The sequence below is a fragment of the Citrobacter sp. genome, from assembly GCF_050252275.1.
In the GTDB taxonomy this organism is placed as follows: domain Bacteria; phylum Pseudomonadota; class Gammaproteobacteria; order Enterobacterales; family Enterobacteriaceae; genus Citrobacter_A; species Citrobacter_A amalonaticus.
In genome coordinates, this window is the sequence record NZ_JBFWLF010000143.1 from 1 (window position 1) to 11145 (window position 11145).

5 protein-coding genes and 1 pseudogene are annotated in these 11145 nt (G+C 54.9%); 2 read left to right on the plus strand and 4 right to left on the minus strand.

All coding sequences use genetic code 11. From position 1 onward, the window contains the following. The 4 genes and pseudogenes from mtgA to AB7E14_RS13340 all read right to left on the minus strand — a co-directional run. Positions 1 to 142: pseudogene (gene mtgA, locus AB7E14_RS13325) on the minus strand (monofunctional biosynthetic peptidoglycan transglycosylase); the annotation flags it as partial. After that, on the minus strand, positions 139 to 792 hold the full coding sequence (elbB, locus tag AB7E14_RS13330; RefSeq protein WP_042998310.1) for an isoprenoid biosynthesis glyoxalase ElbB: 654 nt from the start codon (positions 790 to 792) through the stop codon (positions 139 to 141). The gene elbB and the pseudogene mtgA, both read right to left, overlap by 4 nt. A gap of 228 nt (positions 793 to 1020) precedes the next feature. Continuing rightward, a complete protein-coding gene (arcB, locus tag AB7E14_RS13335) occupies positions 1021 to 3357 on the minus strand; it encodes an aerobic respiration two-component sensor histidine kinase ArcB (protein ID WP_042998311.1) in 2337 nt (778 codons plus the stop codon). Between the two features lie 93 nt (positions 3358 to 3450). After that, complete coding sequence (locus tag AB7E14_RS13340) at positions 3451 to 4380, minus strand: TIGR01212 family radical SAM protein (RefSeq protein ID WP_081048487.1); 930 nt, start codon at positions 4378 to 4380, stop codon at positions 3451 to 3453. A gap of 686 nt (positions 4381 to 5066) precedes the next feature. Between AB7E14_RS13340 and gltB the strand changes: the two genes are divergently transcribed. Together gltB and gltD are read left to right on the plus strand one after the other, a co-directional pair. Next, a complete protein-coding gene (gene gltB / locus AB7E14_RS13345; protein ID WP_316962574.1) occupies positions 5067 to 9527 on the plus strand; it encodes a glutamate synthase large subunit in 4461 nt (1486 codons plus the stop codon). 12 nt (positions 9528 to 9539) lie between these two features. Then, on the plus strand, positions 9540 to 10958 hold the full coding sequence (gene gltD / locus AB7E14_RS13350; protein WP_130098191.1) for a glutamate synthase subunit GltD: 1419 nt from the start codon (positions 9540 to 9542) through the stop codon (positions 10956 to 10958). Positions 10959 to 11145 lie beyond the last annotated feature (187 nt).

Here is an 11145-nt window from a genome sequence, read left to right on the forward strand (position 1 = left end):
CGATCTGCCGCTCAACCATTACCGCTGAAAAAGGCACAGGCACCACGCTAAACAGCGCAATGCCACCGCCCCAGAAAACGGCGAGGATAATCACGACGCGCAATATCACTCGCCTCAGAAAGGCGAAAACTCCTTTTTTCATTCCGCCAGGACCAGCACGCGTGATACCAGTTTTTCGATCCCCATTGCCGCCTGAGCGATGTCCTGCGCCAACATGTAGGCCGGTGTGGTGACGATTTTATTATCTTCATCAACGACGATATCATCGACCGGGCACGGCACATGCTCCGCCCCCATCTCTTCCAGCACTTCCGCTGTATCAATATCGGTCCCGATTGTCAGACGTAGCGGAAAGTCGAAGATTTTCGGCAGCATCGCCGGGGCGATGCACATAAAACCCAGCGGCTTGCCCGACTGATGCATCGCCAGAGCGAGCCCGGCTAAATCCGGATCAACCCGGCATTCACTGCCCTGACTGGCAAAGTTGCTCAAATTTTTGGCCGCGCCAAAACCACCGGGAACAATCAGCGCATCCAGATCGGCTGAGACTGCCTGAGAAAGCGGACGAATGTTGCCGCGTGTAATACGGGCCGCTTCAATCAGTACATTACGGGTTTCCGCCATCGGTTCGCCCGTCAGATGATTAATCACATCGGCCTGCGCTTTGTCGGGCGCAAAGCAGACGGCCTGCGCGCCGCTGCGGGCAATGGACAGCAACGTCAGTACGGTTTCATGAATTTCAGCACCGTCATACACACCGCATCCACTGAGAACTACGCCAATTTTTTTCATTCAAATGTCCTTTTCACCACTATCTGCAGCACATTAATAATTGTGATTAAAATGCTACGCTTCACACATTTAACTGATTCATGTAACAAAGCATTTAAGATTTGCTATCTTAACTGCGTGCGGCCCGAATTTACGCGCTGCGCCTTTTAAATCACAATTATAACTTACGGCGCAGCCATGATTTCCCTGGTGTTGGCGCAGTATTCGCGCACCCCGGTCAAGCCGGGGTCATTTTTTTCCAGCGTTTGCCACCCAGGCCTTTAATACCGCAACGTCGTGTTGCCACTCCTGCTTCATCTCTTCAATCCATTCCCCCACGTTATCTTCCCATGCCGGAAGATCGGGTGACTGGATCTGCTGCCCCAGCTGTTGCAGATGACGAAGGCCAACAGAACCCGCCGCCCCTTTAATTTTATGCCCTTCTTCAACCACGCCTTTTTTGTCACGCGCGGTCAGATTGGATTCCAGAACGCTTAAATAACCTGGCATCATCTTCTCGAACACCGCCAGGCCATCGGTAATTAGTTTCGGCCCCACCAGCTCTATGTACTGTTCCAGCATCGGAATATCTAATAGCGCTTGCGATTTACTGCTCTCTTCAGATTTCACCGTGCACTCCTCCTCATCTTGGGTATCCCAGTACTTCTTAATCATGGCGGTTAACGCCGGTACCGACAGCGGCTTGCTCAGCACGTCATCCATACCGGCATCCAGATACTCTTTTTTATCTTTCAGGACGTTTGCCGTCAGCGCCACCAGCGGCGGCAGATCTTCACGCGCATAACGCTGGGTCAGTTCGCGTGAAATATCGAGGCCCGTCATATCCGGCAACTGAATATCCAGCAACACCAGGTCGTATTCGCCCGGCGTGAACATCTCCAGCGCCGCTTTCCCGGTCATCGCGACATCCACGCTATTGCCGAGTTTTTCCAGCACCGAGCGCGCCACAATGACGTTCAGTTCGATATCTTCTACCAGCAGGACATTTAACGCCGGCAGCGGCAAATCGTCATCCTCAAACGCATCTTCAACTTCTTCTGCCACCGCTGGCGCATGGACGGTCAGAGTAAAGATAGAGCCTTTACCTGGCTGACTTGCCACGGTGATATCTCCACCCATGTTTTTCGCCAGACGACGCGAGACCGCCAGACCGATGCCTGTACCGGTCGCTGGTTTTCCGCCGTGACTGTCTTTCACCTGATAATACATGGCGAAGATTTTGTCCTGCTCATCCTGCGGAATGCCGATGCCGGAATCTTCCACTTCAAAGTGCAGAGTACTGCCGGCATCGTAACGTACGCGCACGGTCACCTGGCCCTGCTGGGTAAATTTCACCGCGTTGCTGATCAGGTTCCACAGGATCTGCCGCAGACGCGTGCCGTCAGTCACCACTTTATGCGGCAGCGGCAAGGTCGGGTCGAGCACAAAACGCAGCCCTTTCTGCTGCGCCTGCAGGCCGGAGAGGTTCTCCAGATCGGCCATGAAGCTGGTGAAATCCACTGGCTGGTTATCCAGTTGAACCTTACGCCGCTCCATCTTATCCATATCAATGATATCGTTGAAGATGTTCCCCAACGTCACGGCGGAGACATGGATCGTTTTCAGGTATTTTTCCTGTTCGGCCGTCAGCTCAGTGTCCAGCAGAATACGACTCAGACCGACAATTCCGTTCAGCGGTGTGCGCAGCTCGTGGCTAATGGTGGAAATAAAGGTGGTTTTATCGCGGCTGGCGCGCTCAAGCGCATCCTGATAGCGCTTGCGCTCGGTAATATCGCGACCAAAACCCATCAGGCCATGACGTTTACCAACGCGATCGTAATAAGGCACTTTGCGGATTTCAAAACAGGCTTTGCGCCCGTCGGGATAATCAAGCCATTGCTCATAGGTCAGCGACACATTATGGCGGAAAACTTTTTCGTCGGTCTCAATGACTTTTTCGGCGGCTTCCGGCGAGTACACATCAGCAGGCTTTAAATGAACCAGTTGTTTTTCGCTTTTGCCGGTGAGCAACTCCATCGCCCGGTTACAGCCGGAAAACTCTTTATCTTCGTTGCGATAAAAAACCAAATCCGGCGAGGCATCCAGAAAAGAACGTAAAAAAGAGGATTGCTGTTCAAGTTGGATCTGCGCCTCTTCGCGCTCTTTGATCTCAACTTTGAGCTGCTCAAACGTGGACTGGCGTTCCGCCTCTGCCTTTTCGCGGTCGGCAATCTCCTGATTCAGCTGCGAAATATTATCTTTCAGTTGGACGTTGAGCTTGAGGTCGCGCTCACGCATCTCTTCCAGCTTTTGCACCAGTCGGGATAACCGCTGACGGGATTCTTCCAGTTGCTCCACCACCACCGACAAAAAATAGACCGCCCAGGGGGTGATTAACAAACCAAAGAAAATGGAGCGGATGACATCGATCTGTTCGACCCGACCATGTAGCACCATGGTGACCGCCATCTGCACCACAATTGCCAGCACAACGAGCGCTAACGCCAACAACAGCGAAAAGCGCACCAGACCCAATTTCATCATCAGGTCCACATAGTACTGCGCCAGCATACGAATTTGCTTCATCAGGGATTTCCTTTACGACAACCTGGCACAATAATACTCAATTCTGGGCAAGACGTTGAAGAATGTGCAAGAAATGCGAATGCCCGTCATAGTTCAGGCGTCAGGCGGAACCCATGCCCGTCCGATCGCAGAACCCTGCACGCCGTGCGTATTCAGATAACGATCCAGCTCAACCATCCCAGTCCAGCGGTTTTCGCACCACAACGGTGCCAGCAGCGTGGGACGGCGCGCGCTGGCGGAAATACGATGATAAATCACCTCCGGCGGGGTATGACGGATCATCTCGCCTGCGGTTCGCGTGTAGTCATCCAGTTCAATCCCGTTCAGACGCCCTGCTTCCCACGCTCTGGCCATAATGCTGCCCTTCACGATGTGCAGCGGATGCAGTTTGATGCCATCCACTCCCGTCTCCACCACCCGCTCAAGCGTTTGCAGGCATTCCGCTTGCCGTTCTCCCGGCAGGCCGACAATAAGGTGCGAACAAACTTTCAGGCCGCGCTCACGGGCAAGGCGGGTCGTGCGCTGATAACAGGCAAAATCGTGACCACGATTAATACGGTGCAGCGTTTTGTCATGCGCGGTCTGCAGCCCCAGCTCCAGCCACACTTCATAGCCCTGGTCTTTATACTCACAGAGCAGATCGAGAACCGCCTCCGGTACGCAGTCGGGACGCGTTCCCACGCACAGCCCGACAATACTGGCCTGACTGACCGCCTGCTGATACATCGAGCGCAACACCTGCACTTCAGCAAAGGTACTGGTATAGGCCTGGAAATAGGCCAGATAGCGTTTCGCACGATTAACCAGATGCGCCTGGTGCGCGAGTTGTTCGGCGATCGAATGATGCTGCTGCGCTTCATCCGCAAAAGAGGCAACATTACAGAAAGTGCAGCCGCCGCGTCCGATGGTGCCATCGCGATTTGGGCAGCTAAATCCGCCGTGGAGCGTCAGTTTATGAACCTTTTGCCCATAACGCCGAGAAAGATCCCCACCAAACATATTGACTAATTTCTGTAACTGCATAATCTGATAGACCGCGCCTTGAAAAGAGGCCAAAGCCTGCCATTTTTAGCCCTTGTCGGCGATGACCTGGATCAATCGCCCCGGCAGGCTTTTATCAATTGCATATCCATTCAAAATAAACGATATTTCATTCACAACCCAGCCAATTACTTTTCCTTATCTCCGGTCATTTTTTTTATCTTCTGACGTCGATTGCGCAAAAACAGTATCATGAAATGTCATATCGCAACAAACCAGCACAAAACACTACATCTGACGACGAATAAAGCGGAGACATGAGCTAACAAGCGGTTATGACAGTGAGACAGATCACACTCCTCGCCTCGTTTCCAGTACGTTAATTCAATGTCAAAATGATATTATTTTCAGTATTTTCATGAAGATAAATGCTCTATAGCACATTATTAGAGAAATAAGATTGCCATTTGACCTGTGTGTGGATTCCCGATAACGTGGAAATCCGCTGGAAGCTTTCTGGATGAGCGGTGTGCTCATCATATTTATGCAGTAATTGAGATTCCCTCTGACAGCAAGTCCTCAAACTTGTTTGACCTAAGCGAAATGGATAAAGAGGGCGAATGCGAGGTAAGCGTATGACACGCAAACCCCGTCGCCATGCTCTTGGTGTGCCCGTGCGCAAACGGTATCGGAAGGGGGTCTCGCAGAGCCTGGGGAGGTTCACTGATATGTTGTACGATAAATCCCTTGAGAAGGATAACTGTGGTTTCGGCCTGATCGCCCACATAGAAGGCGAACCTAGCCACAAGGTAGTGCGTACCGCCATACACGCACTGGCCCGAATGCAGCACCGTGGCGCAATCCTCGCTGATGGTAAAACCGGCGATGGTTGTGGTCTGCTGCTGCAAAAACCTGACCGCTTTTTCCGCATCGTTGCGCAAGAGCACGGCTGGCGTTTAGCCAAAAACTACGCGGTTGGCATGATCTTCCTGAACAAAGACCCTGAACTGGCCGCCGCCTCTCGCCGTATTGTCGAAGAAGAGCTTCAGCAGGAAACTCTGTCGATTGTTGGCTGGCGTGATGTACCAACCAACGAAGGTGTACTGGGTGAAATCGCCCTCTCCTCCCTGCCGCGTATTGAACAAATTTTCGTGAATGCCCCTGCGGGCTGGCGTCCGCGCGATATGGAACGTCGTCTGTTCATCGCCCGTCGCCGTATTGAAAAACGACTACAGGAAGACAAAGACTTCTACGTCTGTAGCCTGTCAAACCTGGTCAACATCTATAAAGGTCTGTGTATGCCGGCGGATCTGCCGCGCTTCTACCTGGACCTCGCGGACTTGCGTCTGGAATCGGCCATTTGCCTGTTCCACCAGCGTTTTTCCACCAACACCGTGCCGCGCTGGCCGCTGGCGCAGCCGTTCCGCTATCTGGCGCACAACGGCGAAATCAACACTATTACCGGTAACCGCCAGTGGGCTCGCGCCCGTACCTATAAATTCCAGACCCCGCTGATACCGGATCTGCACGACGCCGCGCCGTTCGTTAACGAAACCGGCTCCGACTCCAGTTCCATGGATAATATGCTGGAACTGCTGCTGGCGGGCGGGATGGACATCATCCGCGCCATGCGTCTGCTGGTGCCGCCAGCCTGGCAGAACAACCCGGATATGGATCCGGATCTGCGCGCCTTCTTTGACTTTAACTCCATGCATATGGAGCCGTGGGACGGCCCGGCCGGTATCGTTATGTCCGACGGGCGTTTCGCCGCCTGTAACCTCGACCGTAACGGTCTGCGTCCGGCGCGCTATGTCATCACCAAAGACAAGCTGATCACCTGCGCATCTGAAGTCGGGATCTGGGACTACCAGCCTGACGAAGTGGTCGAAAAGGGCCGTGTCGGCCCCGGCGAACTGATGGTTATCGACACCCGCAGCGGTTGCATTCTGCACTCCGCCGAAACGGACGACGACCTGAAAAGCCGCCATCCGTATAAAGAGTGGATGGAGAAAAACGTCCGCCGCCTGGTGCCATTTGAAGATCTGGCAGACGATCAGGTGGGCCAGCGTGAACTGGACGACGATACGCTCGCCAGCTACCAGAAACAGTTTAATTACAGCGCCGAAGAACTGGATTCCGTTCTCCGCGTGCTCGGCGAAAACGGTCAGGAAGCGGTCGGTTCAATGGGTGACGATACCCCGTTTGCCGTGCTTTCCAGCCAGCCGCGCATCATTTACGACTACTTCCGCCAGCAGTTTGCCCAGGTGACGAACCCACCTATCGATCCGCTGCGTGAAGCGCATGTCATGTCGCTGGCGACCAGCATCGGTCGCGAGATGAACGTCTTCTGCGAAGCGGAAGGCCAGGCGCACCGTCTGAGCTTTAAATCACCAATTCTGCTGTACTCGGATTTCCAGCAGCTCACTACGATGAAAGAAGAGCATTATCGCGCCGACCGGCTCGATATCACCTTCGATGCAACGCAAACCACGCTGGAAGAGACAGTCAAAGCGCTGTGCGATACCGCCGAGCAAATGGTCCGCAGCGGCACCGTTCTGTTGGTACTGACAGACCGTAATATCGGCAAAAATCGCCTGCCGGTACCGGCGCCGATGGCCGTCGGCGCAGTACAGACGCGCCTGGTTGAGCAGAACCTGCGCTGCGACGCCAACATCATTGTCGAAACCGCAAGCGCTCGCGATCCGCATCACTTCGCCGTGCTGCTGGGCTTTGGCGCGACGGCCATTTACCCGTACCTCGCGTACGAGACGCTGGGCCGCCTGATCGACACTCAGGCGATCGCCAAAAACTACCGTACCGTGATGCTGAACTACCGTAACGGCATCAACAAAGGGCTGTACAAAATCATGTCCAAAATGGGCATCTCGACCATCGCCTCCTACCGCTGCTCCAAACTGTTTGAAGCGGTGGGCCTGCATGATGATGTCGTGAATCTCTGCTTCCAGGGCGTGGTCAGTCGCATCGGCGGCGCGGGCTTTGCAGACTTCCAGCAGGATCTGCTGAACCTGTCCAAACGCGCCTGGCTGGCACGTAAACCTATTTCACAGGGCGGCCTGCTGAAGTATGTGCATGGCGGCGAATACCACGCCTACAACCCGGACGTGGTACGAACCCTGCAACAGGCGGTTCAGAGCGGGGAATACAGCGACTATCAGGAATACGCAAAACTGGTCAACGAGCGTCCCGCGACGACACTGCGCGATCTGCTGGCAATTAATCCTGGCGACAACGCGGTCAGCATCGAGGAAGTCGAACCGGCGAGCGAACTGTTCAAACGTTTTGATACCGCTGCAATGTCGATCGGCGCACTAAGCCCGGAGGCACATGAAGCACTGGCCGAAGCGATGAACAGCATCGGCGGTAATTCCAACTCCGGCGAAGGCGGTGAAGACCCGGCGCGCTACGGCACCAATAAAGTGTCACGCATTAAGCAGGTGGCCTCTGGTCGCTTCGGTGTCACCCCGGCGTACCTGGTTAACGCCGACGTGATTCAGATTAAAGTCGCCCAGGGTGCGAAACCGGGAGAAGGTGGTCAGCTACCGGGTGATAAAGTGACCCCGTACATCGCCAAACTGCGCTACTCGGTACCGGGCGTGACGCTGATCTCCCCGCCGCCGCACCACGATATCTACTCTATCGAGGATTTAGCGCAGCTGATTTTCGATCTGAAGCAGGTGAACCCGAAGGCGATGATCTCCGTGAAGCTGGTGTCCGAACCGGGCGTCGGTACCATTGCGACCGGCGTGGCGAAAGCCTACGCTGACCTGATCACCATCGCCGGTTATGACGGCGGCACCGGCGCGAGCCCGCTCTCTTCGGTAAAATACGCAGGCTGTCCGTGGGAACTGGGCCTGGTGGAAACCCAGCAGGCGCTGGTCGCCAACGGCCTGCGTCATAAAATCCGTTTGCAGGTCGATGGCGGTCTGAAAACCGGCGTGGATATCATCAAAGCGGCGATCCTCGGTGCAGAAAGCTTCGGCTTCGGTACCGGCCCGATGGTGGCGCTGGGCTGTAAATACCTGCGTATTTGCCATCTCAACAACTGTGCAACCGGTGTGGCAACCCAGGACGACAAACTGCGCAAGAACCATTATCACGGTCTGCCGTTCAAAGTAACCAACTACTTTGAGTTTATCGCTCGCGAAACGCGCGAACTGATGGCGCAGCTTGGCGTGACGCGTCTGGTGGATCTGATTGGCCGTACCGACCTGCTGAAAGAACTGGACGGGTTTACCGCCAAACAGCAGAAACTGGCGCTGTCCCGGCTGCTGGAAACCGCGGAGCCGCATCTCGGCAAAGCGTTGTACTGCACCGAGAACAACCCGCCGTTTGATAACGGTGTACTGAACGCACAGTTGCTGCAACAGGCGAAACCGTATGTTGATGAGCGCCAGAGCAAAACCTTCTGGTTCGATATTCGTAACACCGATCGTTCTGTTGGCGCGTCGCTCTCGGGATATATTGCTCAGACCCATGGCGATCAGGGGCTGGCCTCTGACCCAATTAAAGCGCATTTCAGCGGTACCGCAGGCCAGAGCTTCGGCGTCTGGAACGCGGGCGGCGTGGAGCTGTACCTGACCGGCGATGCTAACGACTATGTCGGTAAAGGCATGGCGGGTGGTCTGCTGGCGGTGCGTCCTCCGGTCGGTTCCGCTTTCCGCAGTCATGAAGCGAGCATCATTGGCAACACCTGCCTGTATGGCGCGACCGGGGGTCGTCTGTATGCCGCAGGGCGGGCGGGTGAGCGTTTCGGGGTGCGTAACTCCGGTGCGATCACCGTGGTGGAAGGGATTGGCGACAACGGGTGCGAATACATGACCGGCGGAATCGTCTGTATCCTCGGCAAAACCGGGGTGAACTTCGGCGCGGGTATGACGGGCGGGTTCGCCTACGTGCTGGACGAAGATGGTGAGTTCCGTAAACGTGTAAACCCGGAACTGGTCGAAGTGCTGAGCGTTAACGAACTGGCTATCCACGAAGAGCATCTGCGTGGCCTGATCACCGAACACGTGCAGCATACCGGTTCACAGCGCGGGGAAGAGATTCTGGCTAACTGGTCAGCCTTCGCTAACAAATTCGCGCTGGTTAAACCGAAGTCCAGTGATGTGAAAGCACTGTTGGGTCACCGTAGTCGTAGCGCAGCAGAGCTGCGTGTGCAGGCGCAGTAAGGGGTAGCAGCAATGAGTCAGAACGTATACCAATTTATCGACCTGCAGCGCGTTGATCCGCCGAAGAAGCCGCTGAAGATCCGCAAAATCGAGTTTATCGAAATCTACGAACCGTTTTCAGAAGGTCAGGCAAAAGCACAGGCGGATCGTTGTCTTTCCTGCGGTAACCCGTACTGTGAGTGGAAATGCCCGGTTCATAACTACATTCCGAACTGGCTGAAGCTCGCCAATGAAGGACGCATTTTTGAAGCTGCGGAACTGTCTCACCAGACCAACACGCTGCCGGAAGTGTGCGGTCGCGTGTGCCCGCAGGACCGTTTGTGTGAAGGTTCTTGCACGCTGAACGACGAGTTCGGTGCCGTCACCATCGGCAACATCGAGCGTTATATCAATGATAAAGCGTTCGAAATGGGCTGGCGTCCGGATATGACCGGCGTTCGCCAGACTGACAAGCGGGTTGCGATCATCGGTGCCGGGCCAGCCGGGCTGGCTTGTGCCGACGTGTTGACCCGCAATGGTGTGAAGGCTGTGGTGTTTGACCGTCATCCAGAGATTGGCGGCCTGCTGACCTTTGGTATTCCGGCCTTCAAGCTGGAAAAAGAGGTGATGACTCGCCGCCGTGAAATTTTCACTGGCATGGGAATCGAGTTCAAACTGAATGTGGAAGTGGGACGTGACGTACAGCTCGACGACCTGCTGAAAGAGTACGATGCGGTATTCCTCGGCGTCGGCACCTATCAGTCCATGCGCGGCGGGCTGGAAAACGAAGACGCCGATGGCGTATTTGACGCCCTGCCGTTCCTGATCGCCAATACGAAGCAGATCATGGGCTTTGGTGAAACCACCGACGAACCGTACGTCAATATGGAAGGTAAACGCGTGGTGGTGCTGGGCGGTGGCGATACCGCCATGGACTGTGTGCGGACCTCCGTTCGTCAGGGCGCAACGCATGTCACCTGTGCCTATCGCCGTGACGAAGAAAACATGCCGGGTTCCCGACGCGAAGTGAAAAACGCGCGTGAAGAAGGTGTGGAGTTCCAGTTCAACGTGCAGCCGCTGGGTATTGAAATCAATGCGAATGGTAAAGTCAGCGGCGTGAAAATGGCACGTACCGAAATGGGTGCGCCGGATGCGAAAGGCCGCCGTCGTGCGGAAATCGTCCCCGGTTCCGAACATGTGGTTCCGGCGGATGCCGTTGTGATGGCGTTTGGCTTCCGCCCCCATAACATGGAGTGGCTGGCAAAACACAGCGTCGAACTGGATTCTCAGGGCCGTATTATCGCGCCGGAAGGCAGCGATAACGCCTTCCAGACCAGCAATCCGAAAATCTTCGCCGGCGGTGACATTGTGCGTGGTTCGGATCTGGTGGTGACCGCCATTGCCGAAGGCCGCAAAGCGGCTGACGGGATCATGAACTGGCTGGAAGTGTAGTAAACCTTTCTGACTCCCCTGCTCTGAGTTCTCGCTCAGGGATGGGGAGTCACCCTTTCTTTTCGCTATATCCCACCTTCATTCTTCGAAAGCGGCTCGCAAATTTCGCCGTAAATGAATGTAATGGGCTGAGTAGAATTGACCGTATATCCCTTTAAATGTACTGATAGCGAGATATTTTCAATCC

What these genes read in the sequence shown, in the direction of transcription:
- gltD (WP_130098191.1), top strand. Translation starts at nt 9,540, where the DNA reads ATGAGTCAGAACGTATACCAATTTATCGACCTGCAGCGCGTTGATCCG.
- elbB (WP_042998310.1), bottom strand. Translation starts at nt 792, where the DNA reads ATGAAAAAAATTGGCGTAGTTCTCAGTGGATGCGGTGTGTATGACGGT.
- AB7E14_RS13340 (WP_081048487.1), bottom strand. Translation starts at nt 4,380, where the DNA reads ATGCAGTTACAGAAATTAGTCAATATGTTTGGTGGGGATCTTTCTCGG.
- arcB (WP_042998311.1), bottom strand. Translation starts at nt 3,357, where the DNA reads ATGAAGCAAATTCGTATGCTGGCGCAGTACTATGTGGACCTGATGATG.
- gltB (WP_316962574.1), top strand. Translation starts at nt 5,067, where the DNA reads ATGTTGTACGATAAATCCCTTGAGAAGGATAACTGTGGTTTCGGCCTG.